The organism is Micromonospora sp. NPDC005173 (assembly GCF_040608515.1).
Lineage (GTDB): Bacteria > Actinomycetota > Actinomycetes > Mycobacteriales > Micromonosporaceae > Micromonospora.
Map to the genome: position 1 here is coordinate 50,276 of NZ_JBEXIK010000037.1, position 15,520 is coordinate 65,795.

The following is a 15,520-nucleotide window of genomic DNA, read 5'->3' on the forward strand; positions in this document are numbered from 1 at the left end:
GTTCACGCCCGACGCAGTGCGGAGCGGCCCGCGAAGCGCGCCAAGTCGCCCAACTCCTCTTCGATCCGGATCAGTTGGTTGTACTTCGCCGTGCGATCGGAGCGGGAGAGCGAGCCGGTCTTGATCTGACCGCAGCCGGTCGCCACCGCCAGATCCGCGATGGTGGTGTCCTCCGTCTCGCCCGAGCGGTGCGACATGACAGCCGTCCAGCCCGCCTGGTGGGCCGTGGTCACCGCGGCTAGCGCCTCGGTCAGGGTCCCGATCTGATTGACCTTGACCAGGACCGAGTTGCCGACGCCGGTGCGGATGCCCTCGCGCAGCAGCGTTTCGTTGGTGCAGAACACGTCGTCGCCGGTGAGCTGACAGCGGTCGCCGACGCGGGCGGTCAGCTCGCGCCAGCCGTCCAGGTCGTTCTCCGCCATCGGGTCCTCGATGGAGACGACCGGGTAGGCGTCGATGAGCTTGGCGAGGTAGTCGGCGTGCTCGGAGGGGGTGCGGCGCACCCCCTCGCCCGCATAGTCGTACACCCCGTCGCGGAAGAACTCCGACGACGCCGGGTCCATGACCAGGCCGATGTCCGTGCCGGGGCGGTAGCCGGTGCGCTCGATGGCGGTCATCACGAAGTCGAGCGCTTCCTCAGCGGTACGCAGCGCGGGCGCGAAGCCACCCTCGTCGCCGACGCCCGTGGAGTGCCCGGCGGCCAGCAGATCGCGGCGCAGGGTGTGGAAGACCTCGCTGCCCATGCGGACGGCTTCGGCGAAGGTGTCCGCGCCCACGGGCGCGATCATGAACTCCTGGAAATCCAGCGGATTGTCGGCGTGGGCGCCGCCGTTGACGATGTTCATCATCGGCAGCGGCAGGAGGTGGGCGTCGGCGCCGCCGAGGTAGCGGTAGAGGGGCTGGCGGTGGGCCGCCGCGGCGGCCTTGGCGGCGGCGAGGGAGACGCCGAGGATCGCGTTGGCGCCGAGCCGAGACTTCGTGGCGGTGCCGTCGAGGGCGACCAGCACGGCGTCGAGACCCGCCTGGTCCGCCGCGTCCCGCCCGCGCACGGACGCCGCGATCTCCCCGTTGACGTGGGCCACCGCGCGGTCGACGCCCTTGCCGTGCCAGCGCGCGGAGTCCCCGTCGCGAAGTTCCACGGCCTCCCGGGCACCGGTGGAGGCGCCGGAGGGGACAGCCGCGCGCCCCAGGGACCCGTCCGTTAGGACGACGTCGACCTCGACCGTGGGGTTGCCCCGACTGTCGATGATCCGGCGGGCGGTGACGGTCTCGATGGCGGCGTTGACGGTTCCGACTGTCTTTGCGGACATGGGAGGTCCTTCCCGTTGTCGTGCCGTGGCCCCGGCTGCGACAACGCTGGCGCTGGGCCCGACATCGGCAAACCTACAGCAATGCTGCTCAGTGTTGCTGTGCAGGTTAGGTGCACAGCTTTGCTGACCAATGGTGTAAGGTGCCCTATGCCCACCTCGGAAGCCGCCGCCATCGCCGCCGAACTGCGTACCGCGATGGGCAAGCTCACCCGACGCGTCAAACACGAGGACCGCATCCCGCTGGGCCAGGTCGCCGTGCTCGGTGCACTCGACCGCGACGGCACCATGACTACCAGCGACCTCGCCGCCGATCAGCGCGTACGCCCCCAGTCGATGGCCCGGACGGTGGGGCTGCTCATAGAACAGAACCTGATCACGCGCCGGGCGCACCCCACGGACGGCCGCAAGTCGCTGGTCGAGCTGTCGGACGCGGGCCGGGCCGCGCTCGAAGCGGAGCGCGGCCGCAGGGCCGGTTGGCTCGCGCAGGCCATCGAGGCCGAACTCACGGATGAGGAGCGGGCGTTGCTGGCACGGAGCGCCGCCCTGCTGGAGCGGCTCGCCACACGCTAGTGCCCCGACAGGCAACGTTCGCCCCGTCGCGACGCCTGGCACGCGCCCCCATGCTCTCGGCTTCGCTCGAGCAGGGAGGTACCCCCTTCGCCGCACCGGCTGAAAGCCCAAGCACATCCAGTACGAGGACTTCCGGCCGGCACGCCGGACGAACCTTCTGCCTACGCCGGGACTGCCTGCGGATCACCGGCGGCGTCATGGGCGACCATGGTCTCCTGCCGGCGGGGTTCCTCGCGCAGGACGGCGCAGTGCAGCCACGTGTCCGGGATGGCGAAACCGTCCACGAGCGTCCGCATGTGCGGGCGCAGCTCTTTGAGTAGACCGTTCACCACGGCGGTGATCGCCTTGGCGCGGGCCGGCGTGAGACGGCCATGCTCCAGGAACCATCCCTTGTTGGTCTCGATGACGCTGAGCGCGTACAGGTCACAGATTCGGGAGAGCAGCGCCTGGACCGCCGGGTCTGCGGTGTCTTCGATGCCGGCGACGAACGCCTCCAGGGTGACTCGGTCGATGTGCGCGGTGGCAACGGCGAGGACGTGGTCCTGAACGTCGTTGAAGATGTCGAAGGGATGGTCCTTCTTCATGGCCGCGCCGTTGCGGAGGCGGCGGACCGCGCCGTCGAGGAGGTGCCTTTCGCGGTCCTCGAAAACCTTGAGCTGCCAGCCGCGGTCGGTGACGGCGACTTCCTCGTCACGGCCGGGCACGGCGCTGATCAGCCGCTCGATGAGCGACCGCGCGGCGGTGCGCTCGAGCACCATCTCGCGGACCTGTTCGGCGACGAAGGAGGCGCGCCCCCAGCCGTCCAACGAGCCGAACTCGTCCCGGTGGCCGGTGAGCAGCCCCTTGGCAACCAGCTGCAGCAGCACCGTGTTGTCGCCCTCGAACGTGGTGAAGACATCGGTGTCGGCCTTGAGACTGGGTAGCCGGTTCTCGGCCAGGTAGCCGGCGCCGCCGCATGCCTCGCGGCACATTTGGATGGTGCGCGTCGCGTGCCAGGTCTGCGCGGCCTTGAGACCGGCGGCCCGGGACTCCAGCTCCCTTTGCCGGTGCTCGTCGACCGGCCCGTCGCCGCCCTGCACCTCACTGAGCGCGGCGACCAGCTCGGCCTGGGCGAAGTTCAGCGCGTACGTGGTGGCCAGGGCGGGCAGCAGCTTGCGTTGGTGGGCCAGGTAGTCGTTGAGCAGCACCTCCCGGTCGGCGTCGGGCGTGCCGAACTGGCGGCGGATGTCGCCGTAGCGCACCGCGATGGTCAGCGCCGATTTGGTGGCCGCCGACGCGGCGCCGCCCACGCTCACCCGGCCGCGGACCAGGGTGCCGAGCATGGTGAAGAAGCGCCGGGAGTCGTTCTCAATCGGGCTGGAGTACGTCCCGTCCTCCGCCACCTGACCGTGCCGGTCCAGCAACATGTCCTGCGGCACTCGTACGTGGTCGAAGCTGAGCCGCCCGTTGTCAACGCCGAGCAGGCCGGCCTTGGGCCCGGCGTCACCGATGGTCACGCCGGGCAGCGGGTTGCCCTGCGCGTCGCGGATCGGGACCAGCCACGCGTGTACGCCGTGCCGTCGCCCGTTGGTGATCAGCTGCGCGAAGACCACCGCCATCCGCCCGTCCCGGGCCGCGTTGCCGATGTAGTCCTTCCGGGCCGCCTCGTGCGGGGTGTGCAGATCGAAGGTCTGCGTCTGCGGGTCGTACGTGCAGGTGGTGCGCAGCTGCTGGACGTCGGAGCCGTGGCCGGTCTCGGTCATCGCGAAGCAGCCGAAGATCTTGCCCGAGATGATGTCCCGTAGGTACGCGTCGTGGTGCCGCTGCGTGCCGAGGGCCGCGACCGCGCCGCCGAACAGGCCCCACTGCACGCCCGCCTTGACCATCAGCGACAGGTCGACCTGCGCCAGCATCTCGGTGGCGACGATCGAGCCGCCGACGTCGGATCTGCCGCCGTACTCGGTGGGGAAGCCCGACGCGATGCCCAGCTCGACAGGAAGTTCGGTGAGCAGCCGGCTGATCCGCTCACGTGCCTGGTCACCGGTCTCGCCGTACACCGGGAGGAAGCGCTCGTCGAGGTGATCCCGGTGCGCGTTGCGAACCTCGGCCCACGGTCCGTCGAGCACTTCCTGCAGGCGGGCGAGGTCGATGCGGCCAGACGCGTGATCGGGCATGGTCACCCCTCGGGATGGTGGACATATGGGTACAGTCTGTACCTGATCAAGAGTGCCGGCCCCCTACATCGGTCCGGTGAGAGACAGCGGTGAGACCCGACACCATCGCCGTGCGTCGTGCCGACGGCGCCCCGAATGAGCGCGCCCGTCGGCGTCAACTGATCGTGCAAGCGGCGGTCCGCGCCATCGAGGAATCCGGCACGACACGGCCTGAGCGTGGTGGCGGACCGGGTTGGACTCGAGAGCGCGGCGTCGACCAGGTGTCACTCGGCCAGCGAGGGAGTTCAGACCCGGGTGATCCGCACCGCGTCGGCGACCACGAATCCGGTGCCACTGGTCCAGCGACTCACGCCGACCTTGTTGCCCGTGCCCGCCGCCAGGGTGAACACGCCGATCGAGACCCATCGGCCGCCGTTGGCTCGCTGATTGACGGACACGGATTTGCTCCCGGTGGTGGTCTCCACAAGGTAAGGCGTCTGGTTGTTGTAGCCCGCGTCGGCCGGGTACCAGACCGAGATCTCATAGTTTCCGGTCGCCGGGATGGTCGACCGGTACCAGGCGACGTCGCTGGAGGACAACGGGTTGGCGAATCGGTAGTCGGTGCCGAACCGTTGGCCGGAGTAGGCCGACGTGCCCCATTCGGTGCTCGCCGTGAACCCGCCCGAGGTGCTGTTGTCGATGGTCGTGGTCCACTGCTGGGGCGGAGTCTGCGTAACTCGCACGTCGAGGTAGTTGCGGTCGATTTTCATCGTCACGCCACCCCACGTCTCGGTGACATCGCCGACGTACTGGTGCACGCGCTGCTGGTTCGCGTAGTAGGCATCGGCGCAGTAACTTCCGGCGTCCGTGTCAGCCACCCCGTTCCACCAGGCGATCCAGATCTGATCGAGTCGCGTGTAGGTCGGGTTGCCGTACGCGTCGCAGACGTCCTTGATGCCGGACGAGCCGCTGGAGTACATGCCAGCGAGGTAGCCGCGTACGTGCAGTTGCTCGACCCAGCCGGACAGGAACGACAGCACCGCAGCCCGGCACGACGCGTTCGACGGGTACTGCTCGATGTCGTTGTAGATGGTGCTCGCACTGCCGATGCCCAGTGCCTGGGCGGCATTCGCGGCGCTGTTCGCCGCGGAGACGCCTTGTGAGCGGGCGGTGGTGGGATCGGCGGACATCTTCGGCGTGCGGGTGCCGCACGGTGCCTGGTACCCCAGTTCGATGGGGAGTAGCCGCCATCCGTTACTGGTCTGGTTGGTCACCCAGGTCGCGGTGAGGTTGGGCTGGGAGCAGGTGCGGCTGGCCCCGCTGATGTAGATGCCGATCGCGCCGTAGGGCGAGCTGGCCCGCCACGTGTTCATCGCAGCCTGTGACGGGGCGGCGCAGGTGTCGAATCCCCGGCCGGTAAAGGTGCCGGGTTGCGGGCCGGTGGCCAGTGGCGTCACTGCAGTCGATGCTTGTGGGGGTGTCGCGGCCATAGCAATCGAGTCGATCGGCGCCACGAGTCCTGCGGCAACGGTGAGACCCGCTAGCCATCCGGCAATGACTCTCACGTTGCCTCCGTTTGAAGGAATCCTCGCCTCGGAACGGGCACCACGAAAGATTTCTACCACGAATCGATGAACAGCAATAGAGGGCTTGGGTCGCTTCGGACACAAGATCAAGACCCAGCACGCTCGGCCAGGGTCGCAAGCTGTCACGCTCGCATCGTCGCCGGGTTCACCGAGGGTTTCTGGCTCTGCCGGTAGCGCTTGCTACCTGAAGTGCCGGGCTCTATCGGCATCAGAGTCTGCCGCTGGTCGGGGGTTCAGTCTGAGGAGCTGTCTCTGGAATGATGTTCCAGTGGTTGACCAGCGCGCCGGTTTCGACCTGCTTGGTAACGATGCCTTGGAGCGGTCGGCGGTGGTGGCCAACTGCGCCATGAACCGCGAGCGGCAGCTGTCCGGGGTCAACAGCTACACCCGGGAGTTGGGGTTCAACCCTCTCGACGTTCTCGCCGCCGCCGACCGGGCCGAACCTTCGGCAGTCGCTGGTTGGTTGGATCTGTGCTGCGGCACTGGTCGGGCGTTGATCCAGGCTGCCGGGGAGCTGCGCCTGGCAGGGCTGACCGAGCGGACGGTCCTCGTCGGGGTCGACCTGGTCGACGCCTTCGATCCCGTACCGGCACCACCGCTGAACCTGGAGCTGATCTGCGCCTCCGTCACCAACTGGACACCTACGCGGACGTTCGACTTGATCACCTGTCTGCACGGACTGCACTACGTCGGAGACAAGCTCGCCGTCCTGACCCGGGCCGCCGGCTGGCTGACTCCCACCGGCCGGCTCGTGGCCGACCTGGACCTGTCCAGCGTTTGGCTTCCTGACGGGCGACCCGCTGGGCAGTGCCTCACCGCCCGACTCCGCGCCGCCGGGTTCTCCTACGACTCCCGTCGACGCCGGATCAGCTGCACCGGCCGCCGTGAAGTCCGCCTCCCGTACCGCTACCTCGGCGCCGACGATCGCGCTGGTGCCAACTACACCGGACAACCCGCCGTGCACTCCCACTACGCCGAAGACCACTGACCGCACCGACGCCGGCGTGGCCGATGCCGACGTGGATCTTCTGGCCGGCGATGACGAGGGTGCGGCGGCACCTGACGCGTCGTTCGACGCGCAGTGGCTGGGTTGCCGGGGTGGGTGGGGATCCGGCGGGACGGGCGTCGTGGATGCGGGCCTGCTCGGTCGGGGTGCCGGCTTCGACGCCTGATCTTCCTGTTGGCTGCGGGCGATCAGGGCCTGTCTCGGGCGTCACTCGACGCCGACTGGGTCGCGCACGAAGCCGTAGACGATCTCATTGTTGGCCGAGGAGACTCCGGGCCCGGAGGAATCCCCCGGTAGGGGCCCGAGTGGAACCTGTTACCGGCCGCAGGCCCTGCACGCGGCGCGGGTGCGCAGGTGGTAGTCGCTTGACGCCGAGATGAGGCCGAGCCCCAGGATGCAGTACGCCGACATCGCCACCCAGAGGAACGTGTCGGAGAACTGGCTGATCGATCCCGACGTCAACTGCACCAGCCCCATGCCGAAGTAGGCGACGATGCCCGCCCCGAGCCCGAAGCCGGGCACCAGTAACAGCAGGCGAGGGATCGTGCGGCCGGCGAGCAGCGGCACCCACCCCGGCCAGATCTCGCCCCAGCGGTGTACCAGCGCCAGCGGCAACAGCACTCCAGCCAGCAACAGGCCGATCTCCAACCCGATCACGGAGGCGTCCTGCGTAAGGCCGTCGAATCCCACCACGACCTGGGCCGCGAAGCGGGTGACGAGGCCGGCTACCGCGGCGTACGCGGCCCACCGCGCCCACCGCGCGGGTGTTGAGCGTCGCAGACCCGGTCGGACCGTCCGGCAGCAGTCCGGACAGTCGCCCCGGGTGCGTCGCTGATGGTGGGCGGTGGCGAGACTGAGCAGGACCGCTCCGCTGACGCAACCGAGCCGGCTGGCGAACGCTACCGGGTCGAAGTACGGGCCGACCGTGAACAGCAGGAAGCCCACCAACTCCGGCAGCAGGATCGCGGCTGCCGCGATCAGTGCCCCAGCGACCGTCCAGGCGACACCTGCGAGCGCCGGCCGCCAGGTCTCCACCCGGTCCAACGCAACCGCCAGAGCACCCGCGGCAACGCACAACGCCACCGACCGCCAGCCGGTGAAACCGAGCAGGTCCGACCCGAACTGCCCGAACTCCGGAGCCTCGCCGATCGTCCACGCCAGACGCACACCCCCGTATGCCACGGCCCAGCCGAGCACTGCGTACGTCAGGCCGTGGCCGGTCCTGCGAACGATCGATGCCGATGTCGTCATGCATCCGATCCTTCTGGCGCCCCGACGTGGGCGGCACCCGCCGACAGGGGAAGGCATTCCCCCTCAGGAGGGACCTGCCGAGGGCCCGCCGGCCGTGCCGTCATCTGGGACGCCGATCCCACGGGCAACGCTGTGACCAGGCTCTTCGGCTTGGAGGCCTCTTTGGCGGACCCGATCGTGTCAGCACTCGCGGGTCGTGATGCTCAGACGTGGGACCCGCTCATCTGCTGATGACAGCGCCTTGGCTCGGTCCTGCGTCGTGTTCCAGCGTTAGGGTCACGAGCATGACCGATGAAGAGGCTCGCGGGATCGCATTTGCCCTGCTCGCTGACCGCATTGGCGAGATCCGCACCGGTGAGTGGGTGATCACCGGTGCGCGAGAGCACGAGACCGCTTGGTCCGTGAGCTACCAGTCTCGCGCCTTCATCGAGTCAGGCCGCGTTTCCGACGCGTTGGCAGGCAACGGACCTGTGGTCGTGCCCAAGTCGGGCGCGGACCCATGGTTGGCCTGGTCCGGTCGACCGGTGGAAGAACAGATCGCCGAGCATCGGCTCACCCTCCGCTGAACGCACTGACATCCTGCGCTGCGCGCTCAAGAGCCGACCACGACTGATACGAGAGCTTGGCGGGTAGGGCCCGCCAAGCGAACCGCGCGGAGATCTTCGGCTACCACTTCGAGGGTGGTCTCCTTCAGCGGCAGCACGTAGTGCTTCAGCGAGTCAGCGCTGGTTGCCCTGCCTGCGCATATGCCCTCGACGGTCGAGCTCTCCCGCACGGTGCCTAACCACAGGATGCCGTTCAGGCCTTTGGAGTGAAGCCGGTGAGCCCGACGCCCCTCGTCGTTCGGCGCGCCATGGGCCGCCCAGCGACACCCTGACCACACGAGCACCACAGCCCGGCGGTCCGCATCGTCCGGGTGCGGGTTGAGGGCTGCGGCAGCACGCCTCTCGTCGACATAGACCACTGCTTCTGGATCGTTTGGGTCCCAATGCGGAAGACCGAGCTCCAACTCGATGACCACCTCTGACATGCCGTCACCCTAGACAGCCGCAAACACCCTGTTATGCCGCTGGTCCGCGTCGCAGAGCCCATTCGTGCCGATGATTAGAACGATGACGTGGCCTGCTGGGACGCCGACCGAGGCGGGCGAGTCGTCATCGTGCACGACTTCGCGTCGCCCGGCTGGGAGCACCAGGCAGACGTTGGCGGCTTCTACGACTGGCTTCGGCAGGCCGTGGAGGATCTGATTGAGTACGACTGTTGACCTCAGTCGAGCCGTGTCCCAGGAACTGGGCCGATCCTGTGCCACCGGCTGCAAGCCGATGTGGTCCATCCGCTGAATCGTCGTATCCCCGAGCACAGGGGACGGCCCGCTAGCATCGGGCCGAGCGGACCGGCTCGGCGAGGGGACGACCGACGCGAAACACCGCGAGCGGTTCGCCGCCCACCCGTTCGGCGAGCCGACTGGCCGTCGCCGGGCAGTCGATGAGCTGGCTGAGTGGATGGACCGCCAGGCCGTGCCGGGCGAGAGTCAGCCACGTACGCAGAAGACGCCGGCCTGCGGCGATGTGGTCGTCGCCGTCGGCGAGCAGGACCAGGATGCTGCCGTCGTAGCGCAACAGGCCGCGGCCGCTGGCGGCCAGCAGCGCCGGAAGGCCTAGCCGGCGGGTGGCCGGGTACGCGCGAAGTGCGGCGGACAGGACCCGTGCTTCGTACCGGGACAGGGTGAGCGCCTGGTCGGTGAGCCCGTCGAGGTGGTATCGAGGATGGTGTGGGCTGAGGCGTAGCCAGTCACGCATCTCGACCGCGACGGCTGGTGTGCCGAACAGCCACCGGTCGGCGACCGCCAGATCCGGCGCGAGATCTCGGGTCGGAACGTGCGCGATGCCGGGCCCGAGGTCGGCGATGAGGGTGGCGTCGACGTACCCGGGCGCGTATGGACCACGGGCGACCCGGCGGGCCTCGACGTCGGCGATCGTGAACGGAGTCGCGTATCGATTTGCTGCGGGGATCAGTCGCGGACCGGGCGCCGCGGTGATGGTGAGGCCAAGTTCGGCGGAGACGATGAGGCACGTCTCGACGAATGCGCCGATGCCGAGGGCCAGGTCACGCCCGGTCGGGTCGGAGTCGGGCAGGCGGCGGGCGGGATCGACGCCGATGACGATCTTGTCTGCGTGGTACTCCGGTCGCCACGGCTGCGTGTTGTGCGCGCTCGGTGCCCGGCGGCAGGCCGCCTCGTTGGCCCGCAACTGCTCGACCCAGCTCATGCCGCCGCCCCTCTCTCGTAGAAGGTGTACCCGTGCAGTGGGCGCCCGCCGGCGCGCCGGTACTGAGCGGCCGAGGCGACGTTTGTCCGCTCGACGAAGGTGCTGCGCAGTGTCCGGTACCCGTTGCTGGCGAGGTTGCGGTGCAGTTCCCTGGACAGCAGCGTCAGGTACCCCTTGCCCTGCTCGTCGGGCACGGTGCCCTTGATGATGAGGACGGCGTCGCTCCGGTACCGGCTGCGGGTGGCGAGGAGGCGGAGCTGATTGATGACGCCGAGCCGGCCACCGACGCTCATGAGGTACTCGGAGATGTCCGGCACGGTGACGACGAACGCGACAGGTCGGCCGGCCTTCTCCAGCCAGAGAAGCAGCGCCTCGTCGAGCAGGAACGCGAGGCCGTCGGTCTGCTCCGCCAGCTGATCGGCGGAGATGTCGGTGTAGTAGCCGAGTTGCGCGAAGCTCGCGTTGAGCATCCGCCGCAGGATCGGCAGTTGGCTGCGCAGGTGCCACCGGGAGCCGTGCCGGATGACGAGCTGTTCGGCGGCGATCCGGCCGTCGTCGAAGGCGAACCCGTGGTCATGGTCGGCGGCGGCCGGAGCACAGGCGGCAAGCGGAGCACCGGCGGCGACCGGAGCACCCGTGGCCGTGCCGTTGAGGTCGACCAGCCAGGTGTCGGCCTCGAAGCGACGGTGGAAGCCGTGCCGTTCGTACATGTCCGGGTAGTAGGCGGGGTTCCACGCGGAGTCCACGAAGCCGCGGTCGGCGAAGCCGGAGGTGATCACCCCGCCGGTCTGGTTCGGCAGCAGTGCCACTGGTCCGAACAGTGGTCGGCCGTTGGCCCTGGTCTCGACGGCGTTCATGATGGCGGCGAAGACGTCGTCGTCATCGACGAACTCGGTGTGCCCGAACAGCTGCCGTGGGCCCACCTTGGTGTCGAAGGCCGCACTGCGGTGCATGCTGGTGCGCCCCACGACGACGCCGTTGCGGTCGCGGACCAGGAACAGTTCGGCGGTGCGGCGGTGGGTCGCGATGACCGATGACAGCAGGGGTACGTACCGGTCTGTCGGGTGGAGCCGGAGCGGGAAGTCGACGAACGCCCGCAGGTCGGCCCGCGACTGCACGGGAACCAGTCTCATGCGCGGTGCACCGGCGGGCCCGACGTCTCGGTGGACAGCGGGGTGAAGGTCGGTACGTGCGCCATGCCGTCCGACTCAGCGCGCCAGATGCCGTTGCTGTAACCCTCGGGCTCGGCACCGTACAGGCGGATGTAGCCACCGGTCGCGTTCTTCGTGCCGTGATCGGTCACCCAACACATGAGGTCGCGGTGGTGGCGGCTGCGGGCGAACTTCAGCAGCGCGTCGCGGTCGCTGAAGAAGGCGATGGCGCCGAGCGTGAACGGGAACTGGTAATACACGGTGTGCCACCGGTACCCGTCCATCCGTCTCATCTGCCGGACCATCTTGAACCACGTCCGGGTGAGCGTGAGAATCGAGCGCGGCCCGCGGTAGCGGGTGGCGCCGACGAACATGGCGGTCGCCTGGCCCACCGGAGGCGCTGCGGAGAAGTCGGTGGTCCTCACGCCGTCACGCCCCTCACCAGGTATACGTTCTTGATCTTGGAGGCGGCGTCGGCGAATGGGCCGGTGCCATACTCGTGGACCTCCACCCGCAGGTCGGCGGCGGACGGATCCTCGGCGAGGGACTCGGCGAAGTCCCGGCTGACCTCGGCGAGGTGACGCAAAACCCCCGCGCGGCAGGTGTGGATGAGGGTTCGCCGCTCATCGGGGCCGAGCGCCAGTCCCTCGCGAAGTTGCAGGTTGACGACCGGCCGACTCTCCAGGTCGGCCTGCTCGGTCAACTGCAGGCAGAAGCTCTGCAGCAGGTGCGCCTGGGAATTGCCGGTGTAGAGGCCGTACTCGACGTCCTGGGGGTAGATGTTGGCGCCCATGTACGAGATCGTGCTGTCCTTGCGGCCGTACAAAAAGAGCAGTGGCAACCGCATCCGGTCGATCTGCCAGGCGCGGTCCGCGGCGGCCCTCGCCGCGGGGTCGGCGATCGCGGCCAGGACGTCCGGGTACGAGATCAGCCTGCCCTCGTCGCCAATGTTGTAGCGGACCCGGGGATTGAGCACCGCCGTCGAGTTGATCGTGCAGAGCACCTCATGGTCCGGGGTGGTCTCCAGGTACGTCTCAAGCGGGTTGTACTGAAAGACCATCGGCAGCCGGTGCTCGTCGGCGCCGAGCAGGGCGGTCCGCAGTGCGGCGTCGGTACGCAGTCGTCGACGGACCCAGACACTGAAGTCGCTCTCCCCGGCGATGCCGATGGTGAGGTCGCTGGCTCCGTAGCCGGAGCGCACCTTGACGAAACGCTCCTGCAGGTAGTCGCGCAGCGCCTCGGTCATCCCCTCACCACCGACCAGACCGCTGATGCGGTACTCGGCCCACGGGAAGTCCTCAGCGTCGAGCTTGTCGCGTAGGTGCTTGAGGAATGGCGGATACGCGGTGACGATGTAGTCGAATCCGGGCCCGAAGTACAACAGGGTGTCGACGATCTTCTGCAGGTCCGGCCCGGTGTTCTTCACCATCGCGATCGTGGACATGGCGATGCCGGTGTTGGTGCCGGTGGCCCAGGCGCCCATCGAGTACGCGTTGATGACGAACCGCCGCTTCGACGGAAACACCATGGTCGCGTAGCCGGCCAGGTTCTTGTGGACCGAGCGCAACTCACGGCGGCTGCGGATCCAGTTGAACGGCTGACCGGACGAGCCCGACGACTCATCGACCACGCTGCCGGCGATCTCGATCTCACCGTGCCAACAACGCTGCGCCTCCGGGTACGCCTGCACGTACGACCGCTTGTCCGTCTGCGGGTACGACGACAGGTCGAACCACCGGAACCGCCAATGGTTGCGGCGTAGGAAGTCGCCGTACGCGGGCACGTCGATCGCGGCGAACTGGCAGGTCATCCAGGCGTGCAGCCGGGCGAAGCGACCCATGTACGGACGGTACTGACGTGCCGTGAGCCGCCACACCGCCGGATGGATCCGGTAGAGCGTGTAGAGCCAGGTCAGGGCGAAGCTCGCGGAGCGTAGGGTCCACCGACGCATGAATGTCACCACGCGGCCACACTATTGAACCGTCGAGCCAGAAGCCTGATGACGGATACTCAGGTGTCTAAGTATCCCGGGCCGGCCGGCGCCCGTCGGCGCGGCCGGGTTCAAGCCGACGAGCCCGGTCGATCGCTGAGGGATCGGCGGGCTCGTCGGGTGGTGCCTGTCAGGCGAGGTCGACCCGGTCGAGATCCATGAATCGCGGCTGACCGGTGGCGCTGTGGACCTCCGCCGGAGGGATCAGGGGTGAGTGAGCACCGGCTCGGCGCTCTCGGCGTCCTCGGTGACCGCCTGGTGTTCGGGGCGCGGGGTGTTCATCAGGACAGCGACGATCAGCGCACCGGCCAGGAGGATCCATGCGGCCCAGGTGCCGGCTGTCACGAAACCTTCCAGCATCGCCTCCTTGGCGAAGGCCGGGCTCCTGCCCTGCGAGGCATGCGAGGCCAAGTAGCCCGCGGTCGCGCTGGTGGCGATGGTGTTGAGCAGCGCGGTTCCGATCGAGCTGCTGATCTGCTGCGCGGTGTTGACGCTGGCCGAGGCGACGCCCGCGTCGCGCTGGTCGACGCCGTGGGTGGCGTAGTTGAAGGCCACCGGCATGATCATGCCCGCCCCGAAGCCGAGCAGGAGTCCCGAGACCAGCACGCCCTCGACGTAGGCGGTGTCGGTCTCCATGGTGCGCAGCCACAGCATGCCGGAGGCGATGAGCAGCATGCCCGGCACGATCAGCATCCGCGGCGGGACCTTGGGCAGCAGCCGGGTGGCGAGCCCGCCGGCCGACATCAGGACCGCCACGGTCATCGGGAGGAAGGCCACGCCCGTCCTGATCGGCGAGTATTCCTTGACGACCTGCAGGTAGTAGGTCATGAAGAGGAACGCCCCGAACATTCCGACCATGGCCAGTCCCACGCTCAGATAGGCGCCGCCGCGGGTTCGGTTGGCGATCAGGCGGGGCGGCAGCATTGGCTGCGACACCCGGCTCTCGACGAAGGCGAACGCGGCGAGCAGCACCGCGCCCCCGGCCAGCAGACCGATGACCCTCGCCGAGCCCCAGCCGTCGGACTCCGCCTGGCTCGTGCCGTACACGATCGCGACCAGCCCGCCGGTCACCAGCAGCACGCCCGGGATGTCGAACTGGGCCCTGCCCCCGCTCCGCGACTCGGCCAGCATCGCGTACCCGCCGACCACCGCGATCAGGGCGATCGGGACGCTGACGTACAGGCACCAGCGCCAGTCCAGGTAGTCGGTCAGTGCCCCGCCGGCCAGCAGCCCGATCGCGCCACCCACGGCGGTGATGGCGCCCCAGATCCCGAACGCCTTGGCGCGCTCCTTGGGCTGAGTGAACGTCACGGTCAGCAGCGACAGCGCGGACGGCCCGAGCAGCGCGGCGAACCCGCCCTGCAGGGCACGGGCGCTCAGCAGCATCTCGAAGTTGTCCGCCGCGCCGCCGAGTGCCGACGCGCCGGCGAAGCCGAGCAGTCCGATCAGGAAGGTCCGCTTGCGGCCGGTGTAGTCGGCGATCCGGCCGCCGAGCAGCAGCAGGCTGCCGAACGCCAGCGTGTACGCGGTGATGATCCACTGCCGGTCGCCGTCGGAGATCCCCAGATCCCGCTGGAGCGACGGCAGCGCGATGTTCACGACCGTCCCATCCAGAACGATCATGAGCTGGGCCAACCCTATGAAGAACAGCGCGGCCCAGCGGCGCGAATCGGCTGCCGGGGCCTGTGCTTTCGTGGTTGCCATGACTTCGTCCTCACTCGTGGTGTTGCGTGCCGCGCGGAGCGTTCGTGCGGCGTTCTGACGATCACAAGACGTCGGCGACCCGAGCCCTGTAACAGCGCGGGTGTATGACGTGGGTCATCGCTCGTGGCTGTTACAAAACGGTGGGCAGCGGCGTCTAGTGCGTGTGGCAGGACCAAGGTTGAACAGGCAGGAGCCGGGCAGGAGCCAGCGCAGCGCAGGAACGACGGACACAGCTGAGCTGCTCGATCGTGTCGACCGCGTGGACTGCATGGATTCGGCGACCGAGGTGTTCGTTGCCCATCGCAATCTGTTGTTCACCGTCGCCTACGAGATGCTCGGCTCGGCCGCAGACGCGGAGGACGTCCTGCAGGAGACCTGGCTGCGCTGGGTGGGCGTCGATCTGGCCACCGTCCGGGAGAAGCGCGCCTACCTGGTGCGGATCGTCACCCGGCAGGCGCTGGACCGGCTGCGTGCGCTCGATCGGCGTAAGGAGTCCTACGTCGGGCCGTGGCTGCCCGAACCGTTGCTGACCGCGCCCGACGTGGCCGAGGAC

General features: G+C 68.6%; 16 protein-coding genes. 6 read left to right on the forward strand and 10 right to left on the reverse strand.

Annotated features, from left to right (window positions below):
* Positions 1 to 2: 2 nt before the first annotated feature.
* Positions 3 to 1,310 (reverse strand): phosphopyruvate hydratase, encoded by a 1,308-nt coding sequence (gene eno / locus ABZV00_RS29005; RefSeq protein WP_355611805.1) that lies wholly within the window; start codon positions 1,308 to 1,310, stop codon positions 3 to 5.
* A 147-nt stretch (positions 1,311 to 1,457) separates the two neighbouring features.
* On the opposite strand from eno, the gene ABZV00_RS29010 reads away from it, so the two are divergent.
* Positions 1,458 to 1,880 carry a MarR family transcriptional regulator gene (locus tag ABZV00_RS29010; protein WP_328418258.1) on the forward strand — a complete coding sequence of 141 codons (423 nt, stop codon included), beginning with the start codon at positions 1,458 to 1,460 and terminating at the stop codon, positions 1,878 to 1,880.
* A gap of 161 nt (positions 1,881 to 2,041) precedes the next feature.
* Here the strand turns inward: ABZV00_RS29010 and ABZV00_RS29015 are convergent, their stop codons facing one another.
* Together ABZV00_RS29015 and ABZV00_RS29020 are read right to left on the reverse strand one after the other, a co-directional pair.
* A complete protein-coding gene (locus ABZV00_RS29015; RefSeq protein WP_355611808.1) occupies positions 2,042 to 4,033 on the reverse strand; it encodes an acyl-CoA dehydrogenase in 1,992 nt (663 codons plus the stop codon).
* Between the two features lie 284 nt (positions 4,034 to 4,317).
* On the reverse strand, positions 4,318 to 5,469 hold the full coding sequence (locus ABZV00_RS29020) for a glycoside hydrolase domain-containing protein (RefSeq protein WP_355611811.1): 1,152 nt from the start codon (positions 5,467 to 5,469) through the stop codon (positions 4,318 to 4,320).
* 397 nt (positions 5,470 to 5,866) lie between these two features.
* Here ABZV00_RS29020 and ABZV00_RS29025 point away from each other — a divergent pair, with 397 nt between their 5' ends.
* Both ABZV00_RS29025 and ABZV00_RS29030 read left to right on the forward strand, forming a co-directional pair.
* On the forward strand, positions 5,867 to 6,586 hold the full coding sequence (locus ABZV00_RS29025; protein WP_355611814.1) for a class I SAM-dependent methyltransferase: 720 nt from the start codon (positions 5,867 to 5,869) through the stop codon (positions 6,584 to 6,586).
* A 16-nt stretch (positions 6,587 to 6,602) separates the two neighbouring features.
* A complete protein-coding gene (locus ABZV00_RS29030) occupies positions 6,603 to 6,770 on the forward strand; it encodes a hypothetical protein (RefSeq protein ID WP_355611817.1) in 168 nt (55 codons plus the stop codon).
* A gap of 149 nt (positions 6,771 to 6,919) precedes the next feature.
* Here ABZV00_RS29030 and ABZV00_RS29035 read toward each other — a convergent pair whose 3' ends face one another.
* Positions 6,920 to 7,855, reverse strand: a complete 936-nt coding sequence (locus ABZV00_RS29035) for a hypothetical protein (RefSeq protein ID WP_355611820.1) — start codon at positions 7,853 to 7,855, stop codon at positions 6,920 to 6,922.
* Between the two features lie 284 nt (positions 7,856 to 8,139).
* On the opposite strand from ABZV00_RS29035, the gene ABZV00_RS29040 reads away from it, so the two are divergent.
* On the forward strand, positions 8,140 to 8,421 hold the full coding sequence (locus ABZV00_RS29040; protein ID WP_355611823.1) for a YrhB domain-containing protein: 282 nt from the start codon (positions 8,140 to 8,142) through the stop codon (positions 8,419 to 8,421).
* Positions 8,422 to 8,447: 26 nt separating this feature from the next.
* Here ABZV00_RS29040 and ABZV00_RS29045 read toward each other — a convergent pair whose 3' ends face one another.
* Positions 8,448 to 8,885: a hypothetical protein gene (locus ABZV00_RS29045; RefSeq protein ID WP_355611826.1), complete on the reverse strand. Its 438-nt coding sequence runs from the start codon at positions 8,883 to 8,885 to the stop codon at positions 8,448 to 8,450.
* A gap of 87 nt (positions 8,886 to 8,972) precedes the next feature.
* On the opposite strand from ABZV00_RS29045, the gene ABZV00_RS29050 reads away from it, so the two are divergent.
* Positions 8,973 to 9,119, forward strand: a complete 147-nt coding sequence (locus ABZV00_RS29050; RefSeq protein ID WP_355611829.1) for a hypothetical protein — start codon at positions 8,973 to 8,975, stop codon at positions 9,117 to 9,119.
* Positions 9,120 to 9,228: 109 nt separating this feature from the next.
* Here the strand turns inward: ABZV00_RS29050 and ABZV00_RS29055 are convergent, their stop codons facing one another.
* The 5 genes from ABZV00_RS29055 to ABZV00_RS29075 all read right to left on the reverse strand — a co-directional run bounded on the left by ABZV00_RS29055 (position 9,229) and on the right by ABZV00_RS29075 (position 14,967).
* Positions 9,229 to 10,122, reverse strand: a complete 894-nt coding sequence (locus ABZV00_RS29055; RefSeq protein ID WP_355611832.1) for a hypothetical protein — start codon at positions 10,120 to 10,122, stop codon at positions 9,229 to 9,231.
* Positions 10,119 to 11,255 (reverse strand): hypothetical protein, encoded by a 1,137-nt coding sequence (locus ABZV00_RS29060; protein WP_355611835.1) that lies wholly within the window; start codon positions 11,253 to 11,255, stop codon positions 10,119 to 10,121. The genes ABZV00_RS29055 and ABZV00_RS29060 overlap by 4 nt, the downstream gene beginning before the upstream one ends.
* Positions 11,252 to 11,698 carry a DUF4188 domain-containing protein gene (locus tag ABZV00_RS29065; protein WP_355611838.1) on the reverse strand — a complete coding sequence of 149 codons (447 nt, stop codon included), beginning with the start codon at positions 11,696 to 11,698 and terminating at the stop codon, positions 11,252 to 11,254. Before ABZV00_RS29065 ends, ABZV00_RS29060 begins: the two co-directional genes overlap by 4 nt.
* Positions 11,695 to 13,224, reverse strand: coding sequence for a phenylacetate--CoA ligase family protein (locus ABZV00_RS29070; RefSeq protein WP_355611841.1), 1,530 nt, complete (start codon positions 13,222 to 13,224; stop codon positions 11,695 to 11,697). The genes ABZV00_RS29065 and ABZV00_RS29070 overlap by 4 nt, the downstream gene beginning before the upstream one ends.
* Positions 13,225 to 13,467: 243 nt before the next feature.
* Complete coding sequence (locus ABZV00_RS29075) at positions 13,468 to 14,967, reverse strand: MFS transporter (protein WP_355611844.1); 1,500 nt, start codon at positions 14,965 to 14,967, stop codon at positions 13,468 to 13,470.
* Between the two features lie 268 nt (positions 14,968 to 15,235).
* Between ABZV00_RS29075 and ABZV00_RS29080 the strand changes: the two genes are divergently transcribed.
* A partial coding sequence (locus tag ABZV00_RS29080) for a sigma factor (protein WP_355611847.1) occupies positions 15,236 to 15,520 on the forward strand: 285 nt, incomplete at its 3' end.